General features: G+C 43.2%; 14 protein-coding genes. 7 read left to right on the top strand and 7 right to left on the bottom strand.

What is annotated here, in order from left to right; all coding sequences use genetic code 11:
• Positions 1–77: 77 nt before the first annotated feature.
• Together amaB and L0B18_RS00800 are read left to right on the top strand one after the other, a co-directional pair.
• A complete protein-coding gene (amaB, locus tag L0B18_RS00805) occupies positions 78–1,598 on the top strand; it encodes an L-piperidine-6-carboxylate dehydrogenase (protein ID WP_234571402.1) in 1,521 nt (506 codons plus the stop codon).
• A 68-nt stretch (positions 1,599–1,666) separates the two neighbouring features.
• On the top strand, positions 1,667–3,028 hold the full coding sequence (locus tag L0B18_RS00800; RefSeq protein WP_234567202.1) for a serine hydrolase domain-containing protein: 1,362 nt from the start codon (positions 1,667–1,669) through the stop codon (positions 3,026–3,028).
• A 3-nt stretch (positions 3,029–3,031) separates the two neighbouring features.
• Here L0B18_RS00800 and L0B18_RS00795 read toward each other — a convergent pair whose 3' ends face one another.
• Positions 3,032–3,712 (bottom strand): WbqC family protein, encoded by a 681-nt coding sequence (locus L0B18_RS00795; RefSeq protein ID WP_234567201.1) that lies wholly within the window; start codon positions 3,710–3,712, stop codon positions 3,032–3,034.
• 90 nt (positions 3,713–3,802) lie between these two features.
• Between L0B18_RS00795 and L0B18_RS00790 the strand changes: the two genes are divergently transcribed.
• Complete coding sequence (locus L0B18_RS00790) at positions 3,803–4,456, top strand: protein-L-isoaspartate(D-aspartate) O-methyltransferase (protein WP_234567200.1); 654 nt, start codon at positions 3,803–3,805, stop codon at positions 4,454–4,456.
• Between the two features lie 43 nt (positions 4,457–4,499).
• Here the strand turns inward: L0B18_RS00790 and L0B18_RS00785 are convergent, their stop codons facing one another.
• The 5 genes from L0B18_RS00785 to L0B18_RS00765 all read right to left on the bottom strand — a co-directional run bounded on the left by L0B18_RS00785 (position 4,500) and on the right by L0B18_RS00765 (position 12,434).
• Entirely contained in the window at positions 4,500–4,991 is a 492-nt protein-coding gene (locus tag L0B18_RS00785; protein ID WP_234567199.1) for a hypothetical protein, read from the bottom strand.
• Between the two features lie 308 nt (positions 4,992–5,299).
• Complete coding sequence (locus L0B18_RS00780) at positions 5,300–8,086, bottom strand: TonB-dependent receptor (protein ID WP_234567198.1); 2,787 nt, start codon at positions 8,084–8,086, stop codon at positions 5,300–5,302.
• Between the two features lie 9 nt (positions 8,087–8,095).
• On the bottom strand, positions 8,096–9,052 hold the full coding sequence (locus tag L0B18_RS00775) for a FecR family protein (RefSeq protein WP_234567197.1): 957 nt from the start codon (positions 9,050–9,052) through the stop codon (positions 8,096–8,098).
• A gap of 5 nt (positions 9,053–9,057) precedes the next feature.
• Positions 9,058–9,621 (bottom strand): RNA polymerase sigma factor, encoded by a 564-nt coding sequence (locus L0B18_RS00770; RefSeq protein WP_234567196.1) that lies wholly within the window; start codon positions 9,619–9,621, stop codon positions 9,058–9,060.
• Positions 9,622–9,947: 326 nt separating this feature from the next.
• Positions 9,948–12,434, bottom strand: a complete 2,487-nt coding sequence (locus L0B18_RS00765; protein ID WP_234567195.1) for a zinc-dependent metalloprotease — start codon at positions 12,432–12,434, stop codon at positions 9,948–9,950.
• 379 nt (positions 12,435–12,813) lie between these two features.
• Between L0B18_RS00765 and L0B18_RS00760 the strand changes: the two genes are divergently transcribed.
• The 4 genes from L0B18_RS00760 to L0B18_RS00745 all read left to right on the top strand — a co-directional run bounded on the left by L0B18_RS00760 (position 12,814) and on the right by L0B18_RS00745 (position 16,841).
• Positions 12,814–13,815, top strand: coding sequence for an isoaspartyl peptidase/L-asparaginase family protein (locus L0B18_RS00760; RefSeq protein WP_234567193.1), 1,002 nt, complete (start codon positions 12,814–12,816; stop codon positions 13,813–13,815).
• A 28-nt stretch (positions 13,816–13,843) separates the two neighbouring features.
• A complete protein-coding gene (locus tag L0B18_RS00755) occupies positions 13,844–14,584 on the top strand; it encodes a copper homeostasis protein CutC (protein ID WP_234567192.1) in 741 nt (246 codons plus the stop codon).
• Positions 14,585–14,693: 109 nt separating this feature from the next.
• Positions 14,694–15,302 carry a superoxide dismutase family protein gene (locus L0B18_RS00750; RefSeq protein WP_234567190.1) on the top strand — a complete coding sequence of 203 codons (609 nt, stop codon included), beginning with the start codon at positions 14,694–14,696 and terminating at the stop codon, positions 15,300–15,302.
• Positions 15,303–15,419: 117 nt separating this feature from the next.
• Complete coding sequence (locus L0B18_RS00745) at positions 15,420–16,841, top strand: alpha/beta hydrolase (protein ID WP_234567189.1); 1,422 nt, start codon at positions 15,420–15,422, stop codon at positions 16,839–16,841.
• 35 nt (positions 16,842–16,876) lie between these two features.
• Here L0B18_RS00745 and L0B18_RS00740 read toward each other — a convergent pair whose 3' ends face one another.
• The gene (locus tag L0B18_RS00740; protein WP_234567188.1) at positions 16,877–17,446 is read right to left on the bottom strand and encodes a hypothetical protein; all 570 of its coding nucleotides are present in this window, start codon (positions 17,444–17,446) and stop codon (positions 16,877–16,879) included.
• Between the last annotated feature and the right edge of the window lie 20 nt (positions 17,447–17,466).

Here is a 17,466-nt window from a genome sequence, read left to right as displayed (position 1 = left end):
CCCGATTTGTCTTTTGCCTTAATCCCATTCGCTCTATATTTCAAAAAAAAGTAACCATCATTAAAGCCATTCAAGACATGAAAGATTTTTTGAGCACGCTCGGTATCGAACATGAGAATTCCGGGACTTCCACCGGACAGGAATTTTTCAAGGACAATTCTTCTGAGAAAATCACGAGTTATACTCCATCCGATGGTTCTGAGATTGCTACTGTGTACGAAACAACTAATAGTGAATATGAGTTGGTTGTGAAAAAATCGCAGGAAGCATTCAAAGAGTGGCGAATGATGCCGGCTCCGCAACGCGGCGAGATTGTTCGACAAATTGGCGAAGAACTTCGAAAATACAAAGAACCGCTGGGGAAACTGGTCAGTTACGAAATGGGCAAAATTTACCAGGAAGGGCTGGGCGAGGTTCAGGAAATGATTGACATCTGTGATTTTGCAGTGGGTCAATCCCGAATGCTCTACGGAAATACGATGCACTCAGAACGGCCGCAGCACAGAATGTATGAGCAGTGGCATCCGCTGGGACCCGTAGGTATCATTTCTGCATTTAATTTTCCTGTAGCCGTTTACAGTTGGAATGCAATGATTGCAGCCGTCTGTGGAGATACTGTAATCTGGAAAGGATCAGAAAAAACGCCTCTTTGTGGCGTGGCTGTTCAGAAAATCATCGGAAATGTGTTGAAAGCCAATGATTTGCCGGAAGGCGTATTTAACCTGGTAACCGGTGGACGGGATGTGGGCGAGTGGATGACCAAAGACGAGCGAATTCCGTTGATTTCAGCAACAGGATCTATCCGGATGGGCAAACAGGTGGCTCAAACCGTGGGAGCCCGGCTGGGTAAAACCATTCTTGAGCTTGGCGGCAACAATGCAATCATCATCAGTGAAAATGCTGACTTGGAAATGGCAGTAAGAGCGGTTGTTTTTGGAGCTGTTGGAACGGCCGGCCAGCGCTGTACATCAACCCGAAGACTCATTATTCACGAATCGGTTTTTGAGGAACTGAAGGAAAGGCTGGTTTCGATTTATCAAAGTATCACGATTGGAGACCCGCTGGATGAAAAAACGTTGGTGGGCCCGCTTATTGATCGCGATGCGGTTCAGGCCATGCAAAATGCTCTTATTGAAATTGAAGAGGAAGGTGGGAAAATTATTACCGGGGGCGATGTACTTGAAGATATTGAAGGACACTATGTAAAACCCGCTATCTGCGAGGTGGAAAATCATTACGAGATTGTACAGGAAGAGACCTTTGCCCCGATTTTGTACCTCATCAAATATTCTACTCTGGATGAAGCCATTGAATACCATAATAGTGTAAAACAGGGACTTAGCTCGTCGATGTTTACACTGGATATGCGGGAAGCGGAGACATTCTTGAGTCACCGGGGTTCGGATTGCGGAATTGCCAACATTAATATCGGAACGAGTGGAGCCGAAATTGGCGGTGCTTTTGGAGGTGAGAAGGAGACCGGCGGCGGACGAGAATCCGGATCCGATGCATGGAAAGCTTATATGCGTCGCCAGACAAATACCATTAACTGGGGCGATGAATTACCTTTGGCCCAGGGAATCGAGTTTGACGTTTAATTCCGCTAAACATTAGAGGGGAGTCAACGTAAAGCGGATTAAACATTGACTAACAAACCAAGGTTAAAATGAGATATTTGAAAAGCTTTACATTTAGTTGCCTGATCTTTCTATTTGTTGCCAACACGCCGGCAAATGCCCAACAAAATTTCGATGCCCGGAAGCTTGATGATTTCCTATCAGTTTTGGAAGAGAATAACAAGTTTATGGGATCTGTAGCCATTCTCGATGGCGATGAAGTTTTGTTCAATGAAGCATATGGGTTTATCGACGACAGTGAGGAATCAGCAAACTCCGAGACCGTTTACCGTATTGGCTCCATTACAAAAACATACACGGCAGCCATAATTTTGAAGTTGGAAGAGGAAGGCAAAATTGACTTGGCGGCCAAACTGAGTGAGTTCTATACCGACATTCCGAATGCAGATCAAATTTCGATAGAGAATTTGTTGAATCACAGGTCTGGCCTGGTGAATGTGACAAACGTGCCTGAATACTCAGAGTATTACACGGAAAGTGTAACCCACGAAGAGATGTTGGGACGGATAAAAAGATACGGAACGTCTTTTGAACCTGGAGAGAAATACGAATACAGCAACACCGGGTATATTCTTTTGGGATACATCATCGAAGATGTAACCGCTATGAGTTATGCGGATGTTTTGAAAGAATTCATTACAGATCCGCTTGATTTAAATCGAACATATTATGGGGGTGAAATTTCCACAAACCGGGGGGAAGCGTATTCCTTCAACTACAGTCCCGAAGGATGGAAACAAACACCTCAAACAAATATGAGTATACCTCATGGAGCCGGCGCAATCGTCTCAACCCCGACAGAAACGGCTGTTTTCCTGAATGCTCTTTTTAATGGAGAATTGATATCGGAAGGGTCTTTAGAGAAAATGAAAGATCTCAAAGACGGGTACGGAATGGGAATTGTTCGTATTCCTTTTTACGATAAATACGCATGGGGGCATAATGGAGGAATTGACGGATTTCAAACCACTTCGGGACACTTTCCTGAGGAAAATGTGACATTCGTTCTTTTTGGAAATGGGTTCAATTACTCTCTGAATGATATTTCAATTGGTGTTCTCAATATTCTATTCGGAAGGGAATTTGAGATTCCGGATTTTTCAGAAGAACCCAAACAGGTTCAATTGAGCGAGCAGGAAATGCTGGCTTTTACCGGGAGCTATTCATCCGAAGACATATCGCTCAAAATGGAAGTTTTTGTTGAGAGTGGAGTTTTAAAAGCACAGGCGAGCGGACAAGGAGCGTTTCCGCTGACAGCCTATGAGAATGGAATTATGAAGTTTGAGCAGGCAGGAATTACCATGGTTTTCGAAAACCTGGTGGATGATAAGTTTGAAGAATTTGAGTTACAGCAGGCAGGACAAAAATACGCTTACTCTCGTAATGAGTAGCTTTTATTCCAGAAGCTTATCAATAATTCTAAAGCTCTCCGGCCCATATTGAAAGAGTAAATCCAGCAGGCAGCAATCCTCTTCAAATCCGTCGAAATGTTGCCTGTATACCGGGTGCTCAAAGGTTGGTTCAGTTCTGTTTTTTCCCTGTCTTTGATAATGACGCGCGCTATGTTCCTGGAAATATTGATCGGCATTCAGATTCTTTGCGAGTTGATCCGGGTCAGGATCGTATTGTTTAAGTTTTGATGAGAGAATGATTTCAGACAAATTTTCCAGTTCGAGAAATCGAAAAATTCTTCTTCTCAGGTACAGGTTAAAATCCAGCAGGTAATTGTATTCCTCAGCAGATTCGAAATCCGACCGAATCTCAGGTTCGTAAAAATCATAATACACACTGTTGCGATAGTTAAATTCGAGAGATCGTAAGAGCGGTTCAATCCAATTTTCGGTGTGGTCAATCCGGACATCCCGAATAGGCTTGTCACGATCTTCCGTTACCACCGGAATGTTAATGTATTGAGTCCCTTCAGGCGTTCGAATTTTTGCCCTGTGAACACGGCTTTTTCTTGACCAGGTTTCTGTATCCTGCAAAATCACCAGATCTGAATGCAATATGATGACTAAATAATGGAGATTCGGAATGAAAGTGGGTTGTAAAATCGCCAGTTTCATGGGCTGCATTTGTTCTTGGTTTTCAAATTCGTTTCAGAAATGTGAATATCTTATTTTAAAGCAAAGAAATACAATGTACTTAATGGATTTCCACCGATAATGGGAAAGAGTGAAAACCGGAAACATGTTCAGAGAAGAAATGCCTTGGCCGACAAGCTTGAGGAAAGAGGCATTGAGGATCAAAATGTGCTGGCTGCAATCCGTGCGATCCCAAGACATGAATTTGTAGATACCGCTCTTGAAAATCGTGCCTACGAAGATACAGCCCTTCCCATTGGCGCAGGCCAAACCATTTCTCAACCGTACACCGTTGCGGCTCAGACGGAACTTTTGAATGTAAAAAAGGGGGAGAAAATACTCGAAATCGGAACCGGTTCGGGTTACCAGGCGGCTATTTTATGCCACATGGGTGCCGATGTTTACAGTGTTGAACGCCATGAGAAGCTTTATCACAATGCGAAAAAGATTTTAAGTGACCTGGGATTCCGCCCAAACCTAAAACTTGGCGACGGTACACTGGGTTGGAGTGCCTATGCTCCATACGACGGAATTGTTGTCACCGCCGGCGCTCCCGTTGTACCGGCGGATTTGGTTGAACAACTGAATATTGGCGGACGATTAATTGTCCCGGTAGGAAGTCAGGCCAGCCAGGTGATGGTACGCATTATTCGGGTATCGGAAAATGAGTATGATGAAGAGAGGCTTCAGAATTTCAAATTTGTACCTTTGATTGGAGAAAAAGGCTGGGATTAACCGTTTAGGAACCAATCTCTAAACTTGAAATATGATTTCGGGCTTATTTCTCAATCCCATCTATAATAAACTTATTTGTACGGCTGTAGTTTTCAGGAAGTGGCTCGTCACCAAAAGCTTCATCATAGTAGAAAGAGTAGCGAATTCGGAAGGTTAGAGATTCATCCGACAATAGGTTTTGCTTCTGATGGTTAAAATATTCTGTAGAAAGGCTGCTTAATCTGATCGGTATGGATTCCCCGGGTTTTAACTCGGCAGGGCAAAGGCAATAACACACCGGCGTTCCCAGGGTTTCAATAACTTTATCTTTGTGCAATACCTCAATAGTTTTTCCAAAACAGGTGCTATAAAAAATAGTCTCGGATGATTGATTGGTAATAGACACCTTTACCGAATCATCCTCACTAAAATGATATTGAGTTTTATCTGTTTTTATAAGGACAGGATTTTGACCGCCTATACTTAGTGGGTTATTACATCCCACTAAGGTAAATACCAGCAGAGCTGTTGTGAGGGAAGAAAGATATCGGTTCATGTGTTAACTCATCGAATCAGAAATAAGATGCGCAATCCCTACTTTCCTGAGATGGATTTCAGGATTGCGCTTTGGGGTCAAAATAAAAACCGAACACGCATTCGTACTGCCGGTACAAGCGCGCCGGTTTTCAGGGGGCTGCGCTCAAGCCCCTCTCATCTTAAAGTTGTTTGTATATGGTACTCTTTTGTTTTTTTCGCCTTAAAAGGCAATGTTATATTTATTACACATCAATATTGGCGAGTACCTATAACAAAATGAGTTTTAATTTTTTGGGAGAGAACTTTTTGATGGCTGATAGAATCAGATCAGAACTTAACCTGAATACTTACGGATGGGTGAATTCCCGGAAGAGTTCGATGACGGATCACATAATCGGTTGATCCGTTATCTGAATGGATGGGTTGAATATATTTTTCCAACATATTTTCCCGGTCCAGAATGTTCAGAATTTCAAGACGAATTTCCAGCTCTGTAGTATCCAGGGATGGCTGGTAAATGAAAGAGAGATCCACCTGTTGGAAAGGATTAAGCTTGTCGTTTTCGGGTGAGTTGAAAGAGAATGGTAGTGCAGTCTCCTCTGATTGGAACCGTAAGAAGTTGTAGTACGATTGGCGAAACGCCCATGTTCGTCCCCAAATACCCTGCCACTTGGTAGTTACGGCCAGGTCCGGGAACATTCGCCACAAAATGCGAAGTTGTGCACGGTGAGGCTCATTCCATGAAGCTGGCAATCTTCGCCCAAATTGCGATTCCATATCAATCTCTGAATAGCTGTAATCATAACCTGCACTTACTTTCAGCTTTGAACTTAAAAGGGCTTGAGTGATTTTGAGTCCACCGCCGAGAACAATCATTTCTGTGGTTTCGGCAAACGCCTGAATTTCACTGAGTTTTGTGTACGAAAGAGATTCACTATTAGCGCTATTTAGTGTGTTGTATGATGTGATGGTTGAAGCCGGTTGCCATTTATAGAATGCTTCAGCCTTGATGGATGTGTGGGCCGAAGGTTCAAGAAGATAAGAACCGGTCAGGTGCCAGGCCTTTGGGATACTATTTTCATCAGAAAGAGACCATATTGAAAATGTAGGGACAAGTGAGGTGGGGCCTGAATTTGTAATCTCATATTCATTCACAAACTGCCGATACAATCCGCCGGAAAGTCGAGCGCTCCAGTATCCCAAATTCGAATTCGGATTATCAAACTGGAGGGACATTCTGGGTTCAGCGTAGGTCAGATCCGACAGAACCGCATAAGTAAAACGGGAACCCCACTCAATATTCCAAAAGCTGCCAAAGGTATGAGATGCATTAAAATAGGAGCTTAGAAGGGTTGAAGACTGATCGATATGAGCCGGAAAATAGGTCAGGTCTGAAATATTAATTCCCGAGGTGACTCGGTCGAGTTGGATTCCTCCTTCGAGTAAAAGATTGGGTGAAATGCTGTACGTCCCATCCGTTCTGAGAATAAAATGCTGAATTTCATTTCCATCAAACTGTGTGGGAAGTTGCCGACCCTGACCGCCAGCATCTGAAACAACGTTTCCGGGAGAATATTCGAGAAATAAATTTCTTATGTAAAGAGGGTGATTTGAAGTGCCGATTTCAGTCTCGTGCTCAAATTGATTGACACTATAACTCGCCTGTGTGGTAAGCTCTAACCGCGGACTGATCATTTGGGTCCATGAGACCTGCGAGGTAAAATTGCTCCATTTGTAACCTTCACTGGCATAAAGATAGGTTGGCACAGAAGGTTCTGACGAGTCATCCACCTGATTTAAAAGGTGAGTTAGTACTTTATTGTCACCTATATAAAGTGAAGCCGAAATGGTATTGAAGTTGTCCAGATTGTATTCGCCTGCAAGGTGGTAATCAAGAAAACGTACATCCGAATCCTGATGAATCGGTGAAAATTTCGATGCATCGTAATCAAGATCCGCAAGAGCATTTGAAATCAGGGGATCGATCACATTCCAGTCTTGAAGAGTTTGCTCAAGTGTTGGATTCTTATAAAGATCCCAGAAATTAGTACGTAGCGCCGTCATAAGTTTTAGTGAGGATTGGTCGCCGGTGATAAAGGAGAGATCACCTCTGGCATTTGCGCTTAAAGGATCGCCTTGCAACGTCAGGCTTTTGCTGCCTGCTGCCGGAAGATCGTGCGAAAGATTGATCAATCCAGCAATTTGACTGCCGGCTTTTACGCCATACCCCGTTTTATAAAGTTGGATATTTCCAATTGCATAAGGGCTGAATGAGCTGAACATTTGTCCAAAACTGTACGGATTGTACACCGGCGCGCCATCCAGTAAAATTCGGTGCTCGCTATGCTGTCCGCCTTGCAGGTGCAGATCCGTCAAAGGGAGACCATACTGAACGCCGGAAATCAGGCTTAAATTTCGAATGGCATCTTTCATCACACCCGTAGTTTCCCATTCTGATTTTGCGTTCACAACCGGATTCTCGTGATGAGGAATTTGCGCTCTGTGTGCTTCAACAACAACAGGAAAAACGTCCACTGGTTTTTGATTGAGCAAAACTCTCTCCGTCACTTCCCGGTTCGGCCGGATTTCAATGGTTTTTGCGACCGGTTCATATCCCACATAACTGAAAATAATTCTATGCGTTCCGCTCAGCATTTTGTTGATTGAAAAATTGCCAGAGCGGTTCGTACTGGTTCCGCCCGATGCATCCGCCAGCATGACGGTGGCTCCGGGTAGTGGTTCTCCCGTTCGGCCATCAACCACTTTTCCGGCAAATGTTCCGTAAAAAGGTCCCTCCATCACAGATTTTACAATCACATACGTTCCTGATGAAAGTGTGATGTAATCAAGCTGATGATCTTCGAGCAATTGGCGTAAAAGTTCGGAAGCATTTTTTGCCGTTATTCTTTTGTAGATACTGATATTCCTGGTGAGCTGTGGATCGTAAACGAGGTCGATATCGGTTCTCGAAATAATTTTATCCAGTGCCACGCTCAAAGATTCTCCCCTGAACTCAAACGTGAGATTTGTTTCCGTTTCCTGTCCTTTTGCCGGATGGCTCAACAAGAAACCAAGAAAGAGAGATGCAGCTATGACGAATATCGCTCGGGACATAGGCGAAATCTATTTGAAGATCCTGTAACCATTTGTGGTTTTTGTATAACGCAGCCCTTTTACCGTGCATATATCTTCAAGAATCGTTTCGATATTTGCCGGCTGATTGTAATAAGCGGTGAGCGTTTCATAGTCCATATCATCTACATCGAGTTCTATGTTTACATCAAAACTGCGTTCCAAATCGTGCAAAATCACAATTAAAGGTGTTTCCTGGAATACCAGCCGTTGATTGCGCCAGGCAAGAGCTTCATCCGTAGAAACTTCTGCAGGTTGGGATGGCAAACTCATGTCCGGATTCAACCGGCTCGTTTGGCCGGCACGCAACGATACATTTTGGGTTCTTTTACCCTCCGGATAAAATTCCACATTTCCTTCCGTGACCGTGACGGTTGTTTCTTTTGCCGGATCATTAGCCCATGAGCGAATGTTGAATTCCGTACCGGTTACTTGAATAGCAGAGCCATTGGCTTCCACAATAAAAGGTTCTTCTGATTTCTCCACAGAGAAGTACGCCTCTCCATTCAAACTGATTTTGCGATTGGTAAGTGAATATAAACGATTGTACTGCAGTGTTGTGCCGCTGTTTAATTCAACCGTAGAACCGTCCGGCAATTCAATAATGGCTGTTTCAGCATAGGGGACAGTAATTGTTTTGGGAACAAATAAAAAGCCAAATCCAAGGACAATCAGTGCAACGGCTGCAACCAGATATCGGACATTGGAGAGAATGAACATGGAGATATTTGATGTTCTTCCTGTCGTCCGCTCCTCTTCTTTGATACGGAAATGCACATTTTGCAACGCTTCTTCAACATCAGCTGAAGAAGGAGTGGAGGATGGGCGAAGCGACTGTTTGCTAATCCGCCAAATTTCTTCGGCCCCCGAACGCTCATCGTTCGAAAACTGATTCAGAACTCTGTCCATATCTGAATCTCTGTGCGGGTTTTTATTATTGTTTTCCATTTCTGTTATTTCTTATCTGAATATTCCTCGTAAAAAATCCGCAGTTGTTTAAGTGCAGCTACAATATGATTGTTAACGGTTTTCGGTGAAACGTCCATTACGGCTGCAATTTCATCATGGCTCAAACCATCAAACCGGCTCAGTTCAAATGCTTCCTGCTGCCGTTTAGGAAGCTGTTCAATCCATTCACCAAATTTTTCAGACAACTCATCTGCGTTTCTTTTAGAATCAACTTCTTCTTCTGTTTGCAACTCATCGTCTACGATAATATCCGGCTGCGAAATTTCAGATGACCGGTTCCGCAGGTAATTGAGAGATCGGTTTCGAACAATTCTATACAGATATGCTTTAAGCGACTGGTCGGGATCAATGGCATTTCGTTTTTGCCACAATGCCACGAACGTATCCTGTACAATATCGCTCGCAGACGATTTCTCTTTAGTATACGATGCTGCAAATGTTACAAGCTGAGGATAAACGGCTCGAAAAAGTTCATCGAATGCGTGTTTTTTCGATTGCCGGATTTCCTCTGCCCAGTTAACAAACTGTTCTTTATCTGGCTGATTCATGAATTCATTCTGTTAATCATACACGCAGGAAAGAAGTTGTACCTATTGGATGATTAAACTTTTTTGAGGGGAATCAAAATAAAAGAGGAGAGATAAACCAAACGCGGTCCGATATATTTTTCAGCTATAGGTATGTAGAAAAGTATGCGTGTAAAAAAGATGAGATATGGAAATACCCCTCATTTGTTCTTTACCAAATCTTTGATAGGGAGGTTTAATGAAATTTTTTAATCTCCTCTTGGAATCTGTACACCCGAAGAAAAGAAAGTGACAATAAAATATGAATACCCGTCTGATCGCTTGGTACGGTCAGACGGGTAATAAATTTAGTTTTCGGGATTCAAAATATTGTCGATCCTTTCAGAAAGATCATTCAGATGGATTCGTGTTGCACGGTCGTTCGATCGGGCTGATTGAACATCATCCAAAAGAATTTCCAGCTGTTCCCGTACAATCGGACGAATATCGGATTGATTCACATTGATTTGTGTCCAACCCAAAAACTGCCGGAACTGGTTATCTACATCGGGGAGCTCTTCGGTCATCAGTCCTTCCATCCGTTCGAGATAGGCGCGCTGTAGATTTCTGCGATACACAGAAATGGAAGAATTGGAATCCAGTTCACTCCAGATGGCTTCTCTCAGATCATCCATGAATTCAAATGGAGAGTATGCATCGTTCGTTCTGTATTCGTATTCAATGAGTCGGGCCAGTCGGTAGGCGCTGAGCAGGTCATTCAAAACGGTAGCCTGACGTTCGCGGTAGCTGTCAATAAAATCGGCTTGATTGATGCGCCCGAGGATTTCATCATTCACCTGCCAGGTGGGATCACTAAAAGCGCGTTCAGCCAGGAATTCCATAGCTTCACGCTGGCGTTCAGCCTCAACCGGAGTATAGACTACACCTTCCTGTTCAAACGTTTTGTTATCCTGGTATACACCACCTATATAAGGTGTTACGTGCCCCATATAACGACTCCACTGAACGAGAACCTGCCCGTAGATTTCGTCCAGCTCGGCAAAATCTTCTCCATCCTCATGGATCCAGTCTATAAGGTTGTTTGTGATCACTTCCAGGTTTTGAAGCCCATAGGTACTGGCTTTCATGGCGTTATCTCCCAAATCTTCTCGGTTGGATCGGGGATCGATTGGGTTGGCTGTCTGCTGGCCGTAAAAATAAGTGGGATCATTCGCCCGCTCTTTTACCCATTCGTTGAGAATTTCTTTCTGTTCTTCAAGGGATTTATCACCAAACCAGGTATATCCCCATTTAATGGCCCATTTGTCATATTCGCCAATTTCCGGCATAAAGTCCGTCACTCCATCACCCGGCTGTGCGATATAATTAAACCGCGCGTAATCCATAATGGAAGGAGCCGTTCCGTGAGTATTTGTAAAGGTTGGGGAACGAAGGGAATCTACCGGGAAAGCGTGGCTTGAGCCAAAATTATGTGGCAACCCAAGAGTGTGACCAACTTCATGAGAAGCTACAAATCGGATCAATTCTCCCATACGTTCATCATCATACTGTACAGCCCTCGCTTCCGGATTGGCTGCAGAGGTCTGGATGAAATACCAGTTTCGGAGCAGTCTCATTACATTATGAAACCATCCGATGGCTGAGGTCATAATTTGGCCTGATCGCGGATCGTGAACATGCGGTCCAAATGCATTTTGGATCGGGGATGCAAAATAACGAATGGACGGATAACGAATATCTTCGAGGCTGAAATCAGGGTCTTCTTCTTTGGTCGGAGCCATTTTACCGATAATGGCGTTTTTGAATCCGGCCGCTTCGAAAGCAATTTGCCAATCATTTACGCCCTGAATCATGAAGTCCCGCCACTGTTCCGGGGTAGCCGGATCAATATAGAAAGTGATGGGATTTTCCGGTTCCACCAATTCTCCATTCAAATAAGCTTCTTTATCTTTAGGAATAAGTTCCCATCTGGTGATATGGCTGATAGGCGTTGCACGGTGCTCTTCATTCCCGTAGTCGGTTTGGTTTGTGCTGAAATAGCCAACTCTTGCATCTGGTCTCCGGCGCTGCATTGGTTCATCCGGCATCAGAATCATGCTGTGATTGATCTCAAGCGAGATGGTATTTGCATCCGCATCTGCCGGGGGATTTTGTGCTACATACGTTAAAATATGTCGTGCTTCAATATTTTCCGGGAAACTGCGAATATGCTCAATAAACGTCCGGTCGCCGTCCACTCGACGAACCTGGAATTCCTGCCGGTAATATTGTTGCAGACCCAAAGCAGGAACATCATCCGTAAAGAGACTTGTCACTTCAATTACCGATCCCGTGGAATCTTCATTCAGTGCCTGGATATCAAAAGAAGCAAGGATGGGCTCGAAATTTGAATTCCGAACGGCTTCATAAACCGGGAGTGTATCACTGGCAGTATTGTTGAATGAAACTCGTCTCAAAAGAATTTTCTTATCTCTTTTTTGCCATCGCAAGACCTGCGTATTGTTTTTCATTCCGCCGTAATTAATTCCTTCCGCTGTGCGGGCAATTCGCGAAACCATTAACATTTCTCTTTCAAGAAGGGAATCGGGAATCACATAATAATAGTCGGAATCGTCTTTGTAGACATTGAAAAGGCCTTCATCTTTTTCAAAATCATCTTTAATAACTTCTGAGAACTTCTTGATTTCTCCGTTTTCAGATTGAGACCCCATTCGTGATGGAGCGGAGGACGGTGTTGAATTGTCAGAACCGCCGGCTGACTTTGTTGTGCTACAACTCACACCAATCAATAGGGCGAGGATGAATAGCGGTAATTGTTTCAGGATATATTTCATAGAATTGAGGATTTCAAATTAAACAGGAGAAAACTTATAACGTACCCAAATAAGCATTCTCCAAATACTGGTTGGCTTTTTGAAATTTTTGTGTCGAAAGGTAATTATTTTGGGGTAAGATCAAAAAATCCGCCCCCCGAAATGAATGCATAAACTCTGTTAGCTTTGTAAAGCAGGTTTTATATAAACATAGAAATTGACTCAATAAAGTACCGCAGAAAATTGTAAAACTTGGAAAACAAATCGATGAATATTAATTAAGTCTGTGAAATGTATTTAATTCTTTAATTTTGGAACCGGTTTCATTCTTCCTGAAAATTGAATCAACCACTTATTCGTCTATCTTTGAGTATCTCTTAAATAAATCGAATCATATCGAATGACCTCCCGAAGAAAATTCTTAAAAAACACACTCTTATCTTCAACGCTGATGCTTCCGGGTGCTGTTAAAACCGGACTTCAATCCCTTGAGAAAAAGACCAGCAAACAGGTAAATAAACCTCTGATTCTTTCTACCTGGAATCACGGACTGGCGGCCAATGAAAAAGCATGGAGTGTACTCAATCAAACCGGCTCTATTCTGGATGCTGTCGAAGAAGGGGTAAAAGTAACCGAAGCCGATTTGAGCAGCCGATCGGTCGGGTTAAATGGTTATCCTGACCGGGAAGGAATTGTTACGCTGGACGCTTCCATTATGAATGGAAATGGAGATTGCGGTTCGGTATGCTTTGTGAGACAAATAAAACACCCGATTACGCTGGCAAGAAAAGTAATGGAAGAAACGCCTCATGTGATGCTTGCCGGGGAGGGCGCAAAACAGTTTGCTGTATCGCAGGGGATGCCACTTGAAGATGAAGAACTACATCCCGACGCTCGTCAGGAGTATGAAGAATGGCTTGAAAAATCAGAATACAAACCCAAGGCGAATTTTGAAAATCACGATACTATTGGAATGATTGGTTTGGATGCCGATGGAAATCTGGCCGGTTCGTGCACTACAAGCGGTTTAATGTTCAAAATGCACGGCCGGGTGGGCGACAGTCCGATTATTGGTGCAGGCTTGTATGTTGATAACGAAGTTGGAGCCGCAACGGCTACCGGCGTGGGTGAAACCATCATTAAAATTTGTGGAAGTTTTCTGGTGGTTGAACTGATGAGACAGGGACGAACTCCCCAGGAAGCTTGCGAGGAAACGATTGATCGCCTTCTCCAAAAAACACCTTTTCATGAAGACGAAATGCAGGTAGGATTTCTGGCCATCAACAAAGAAGGTGAACATGGAGCCTATGCGGTTCAGTCGGGATTTACGTATGCGGTTCAGCACCAGGGAGGAAATTCTGCTGTAAAGTCAGATTCCAGATATCAAACGACGACCGAGTAATAATCAAACAGGAATTTTAACCAGTATCATGGCTGAAAATATCCTTCTGGAATCACCTGTCTTTAACATAGAAGCTGCATTAAAAGCTTATAAATATGGAGTGGACCGGCTTGAACTTTGTTCTTCATACCCGGAGGGAGGACTCACTCCGGGGGCGGGTTTATTTACTTTTCTGAAATCAAAAATTGATATTCCAATATTTGTAATGATTCGCCCCAGGGGCGGGAATTTTGTCTATTCTGCCGAAGAAGTTGAGGTGATGAAAGAGGAAATCCGGATTTTTTCCTCTCTTGGAGCTGACGGTTTTGTCTTTGGGATTTTAGATAAAAATGGTTCGGTTCAGAAAAACCCATGTAAAGAACTTGTAGATTTAGCCGGCGAAAAACCCTGTACATTTCATCGTGCATTTGACGCATCCGCCGATTTTAAAAAATCGCTTGATGATGTTATAGACTGTGGATTCAAACGAATCCTAACATCCGGTGGGAAAAATAACGTGAGTGAAGGACTGCCTGTTCTTTTGGAGTTATTGAAGAAAGCAAAAGATCAAATCATCATTATGCCTGGCGGAGGAATGATGCCGGAACTTATGGAACCAATGAGGGAAACCGCGTATCTCAAAGAGGTTCATGCGAGCTGCAAGAAAATTGAGCGGCCGGGGAAACTTTATGAAAATGAGGAAGTTCAATTTTCAACAGCGCCTTTGGGTTTTAATGAAAATCTAAGTGTTGATCAAAAAAAAGTGCTGCATTTTAAAAGCTTTTTTTAGAGTTTGTGGCTGCCCAAAAAAGATATTACTATTTGGGCGACAACTTTTTGAATGAAACTATGATGCAGTCTGTTCAGATAACAGAATGAAAACCAAAACTGATTAAAAAATGATGAGATATCTTTCACTTAGTTTATTAACACTTTTCTTATTGGCTTCTTGTTCGCAAGGAGAAGTTTCTGAAATGGAATCGGATATGGATATGGGAACGGATACAACCATGAGTTCTCAATCAAGCAACGGAATGGTTACTGACATTGAAACAGCAACCGCTGTTCTTCATCCAACAGAGGGAAATGATGTGTCGGGTGTTGTTGTATTTACACAGACAGATCAGGGAGTTCAGATACAGGCGACAGTAACAGGCCTTGAACCAGATACCCGCCACGGATTTCATATTCACCAATATGGAGACTGCCGTGCTGCAGACGGAACATCAGCAGGTGGCCACTATAATCCAAGTGGGGATGATCATGGCGCTCCATCTGATGATGCACGGCACATGGGAGATTTAGGAAACCTGCCTGTGGATGCACAAGGAACGGCTTCAGCTGATTTTATTGATACACATGTGGAATTAAGTTCTATTCTGGGACGCGGGATGATTCTTCATGCCGGAGAGGACGATTTGACTTCTCAGCCCACGGGAGCTGCGGGTGCCCGTCTGGCATGTGGTGTTATTGGAATTGCTAATCCTGAGGTTGAGATTACAAACTAATTGTAGTTTCATTACAACTTTGAGAATGGAAGCCCGGAATAGATACTATTTCGGGCTTTTTTTATGAAAACCAACGGAGAATTGACTTTGGAAAATGGGCAAATGAAATGATATTTTATGAAGCGTTCAAAGAATTTCGCTCAATACTTTTCTATGCGGCAAGCCATTCTTACAATTTTTCATTTACTTCTGATATTTCTGGCAGTACCCATTCAGGGACAGGATGTCTCTGAAATGGCGGGAACGTGGTCGGGTTATATTGATGTGAATAACCGTGATTTGCCCGTCAATATTACCTTTTCTTATAGCGATGAAATACTGGACGGTACCATTGATATTCCCGATCAGGGTATATTTACCTTTCCGGTTGAAGTACTTGACTCGAGTGAAAACAAACTTATTTTTCAGTTTGAAACCGGAAACGGACCTGCAATTTTTCGCGGAATTCGAAGTGAAACAAATGATAGAATTAGTGGGGAGTTCCAACAATCCGGTGAAGTGTTTCCGTTTGATTTAAAAAGAAATACCCTCACAAATGGACGTTTATCAGGTTTGCCGGAGTCCGAAATAATTATACCTGTTTCTGAGGGTGAAATAGGCGGAAGCCTGGCTTTGCACCCGGAAGAATCACCACTGGTCTTACTGGTTTCGGGATCAGGTTCGAATAATCGTAATCAAAATATTGGTGGTTTCAGATTATTCGAAGAACTTGCATCCGAACTTTATGAAAAAGGTTATTCTACATTCAGATATGATGACAGGGGTGTTGGCCAGTCAACCGGCCCAGCCGATATTACATTGCAAGAGATGGGAGCCGATCTTGTCCAAATCGTTGATTATCTGAAATCGAATTATACTGAAAATATTTCCCGTTTAATTCTTCTTGGACACAATCAAGGAGGTCTGGTAGCTTCAATGGCAGCAAAAAGTGTTTCGGTGGACGGTTTGATTTTAGCCGCTACACCTTTTCAAAATGGCGAGAAGATCATTGCCGAACAGATACAAAAAATTTCAGAAGTGAGGGAAGTTTCTGATGAAGTGCTGCAGCTAAACCTGGAATTCCAGGAAAAAGTATATAATGCCGTTCGGACAGGAGAAGGCTGGCAGGATATAGAGGGTGAACTTGCAGACCGGTTGGAAAATCAGATCATGGAGTTGCCGCTGGAACATCAAAATGCTTTGGGGGATATGAGTGCATTTATCCAAAGCCAGGTAGACCGCCAGCTGGAAACGGCTAAAACCCGGTGGTTTAAATCCTGGATTGAAACAAATCCTGATGAGGTATTTCAAGATTTGGATATCCCGGTACTTGCCGTTTTTGGAGAGAAAGACACACAAATTTTGCCGGATAGAAATAAAGAAGTGGCTGATTCATTTGCTTCAGCGACCGACATTCCTTTCCAAGCCGTTATTATTCCGGGAGCCAATCATATTTTTCAAGAGGCAAATTCCGGAATGTCCATGGAATATGGCTTACTTGAGCAGGAACTTATAAATGATTTTATTCAGGAATTGGATCGGTTTATTGATTCTTTATAGTTGAAAAATGGGCAACCAGTTGCACAAGAAAACTTCTATTCGTCGTTTTCATCTTCGTGCCGCCGTCGAACAATAATTGCTCTGAACCAAAGGATACCAATTCCAACAAAAGGCAGCGCGTAAATCAGAAGTCCGATCGGACCTATGGAGCCATCGGGAGTAGCTTCCACTTCGGAGTGAAGTTGTTTTTCAAATTCATCGCCTTCAATAGAAACCCGTACTTTCCAGAACTCACCTTTATCGAATTCTACTTCTGTCCAGTAACGTGCCCCGCTTCGTGCCGGCTGAGATTCAAATTCATAAACTTTTTCATCCAATCTGCCGGAAACCGGTTCAACCCCGATTTTTACAGAATGGATATCATCGATTTCATGGTCATCGTCTTTAGGTTCGAAAACTACAAAGAATGTGCCGATGCCAATGTCCGGATCCGTCCAAACGGAAACCAGGTATGGTCCAACGTCTTCATCAACAATAATAGCAAACGGAGGCCCCTCATGAGCAAATCCTTTTGCCACCATAAAAAAATAACATGTAACGAGTAGCAGAGCGCAACGCCCTATCATATCGAACCGGATTTTTGAAATATTTGTGTTCAGCATCATCAATAAAATAATCTAAACGA

Origin of the sequence: Rhodohalobacter sp. 614A, assembly GCF_021462415.1 — a bacterium.
GTDB lineage: Bacteria > Bacteroidota > Rhodothermia > Balneolales > Balneolaceae > Rhodohalobacter.
This window is presented reverse-complemented; position numbering and strand designations above follow the sequence as displayed.

What these genes read in the sequence shown, in the direction of transcription:
- L0B18_RS00740 (WP_234567188.1), bottom strand. Translation starts at nt 17,446, where the DNA reads ATGATGCTGAACACAAATATTTCAAAAATCCGGTTCGATATGATAGGG.
- amaB (WP_234571402.1), top strand. Translation starts at nt 78, where the DNA reads ATGAAAGATTTTTTGAGCACGCTCGGTATCGAACATGAGAATTCCGGG.
- L0B18_RS00785 (WP_234567199.1), bottom strand. Translation starts at nt 4,991, where the DNA reads ATGAACCGATATCTTTCTTCCCTCACAACAGCTCTGCTGGTATTTACC.
- L0B18_RS00790 (WP_234567200.1), top strand. Translation starts at nt 3,803, where the DNA reads ATGGGAAAGAGTGAAAACCGGAAACATGTTCAGAGAAGAAATGCCTTG.
- L0B18_RS00750 (WP_234567190.1), top strand. Translation starts at nt 14,694, where the DNA reads ATGATGAGATATCTTTCACTTAGTTTATTAACACTTTTCTTATTGGCT.
- L0B18_RS00775 (WP_234567197.1), bottom strand. Translation starts at nt 9,052, where the DNA reads ATGGAAAACAATAATAAAAACCCGCACAGAGATTCAGATATGGACAGA.
- L0B18_RS00780 (WP_234567198.1), bottom strand. Translation starts at nt 8,086, where the DNA reads ATGTCCCGAGCGATATTCGTCATAGCTGCATCTCTCTTTCTTGGTTTC.
- L0B18_RS00800 (WP_234567202.1), top strand. Translation starts at nt 1,667, where the DNA reads ATGAGATATTTGAAAAGCTTTACATTTAGTTGCCTGATCTTTCTATTT.
- L0B18_RS00770 (WP_234567196.1), bottom strand. Translation starts at nt 9,621, where the DNA reads ATGAATCAGCCAGATAAAGAACAGTTTGTTAACTGGGCAGAGGAAATC.
- L0B18_RS00745 (WP_234567189.1), top strand. Translation starts at nt 15,420, where the DNA reads ATGAAGCGTTCAAAGAATTTCGCTCAATACTTTTCTATGCGGCAAGCC.
- L0B18_RS00795 (WP_234567201.1), bottom strand. Translation starts at nt 3,712, where the DNA reads ATGCAGCCCATGAAACTGGCGATTTTACAACCCACTTTCATTCCGAAT.
- L0B18_RS00755 (WP_234567192.1), top strand. Translation starts at nt 13,844, where the DNA reads ATGGCTGAAAATATCCTTCTGGAATCACCTGTCTTTAACATAGAAGCT.
- L0B18_RS00765 (WP_234567195.1), bottom strand. Translation starts at nt 12,434, where the DNA reads ATGAAATATATCCTGAAACAATTACCGCTATTCATCCTCGCCCTATTG.
- L0B18_RS00760 (WP_234567193.1), top strand. Translation starts at nt 12,814, where the DNA reads ATGACCTCCCGAAGAAAATTCTTAAAAAACACACTCTTATCTTCAACG.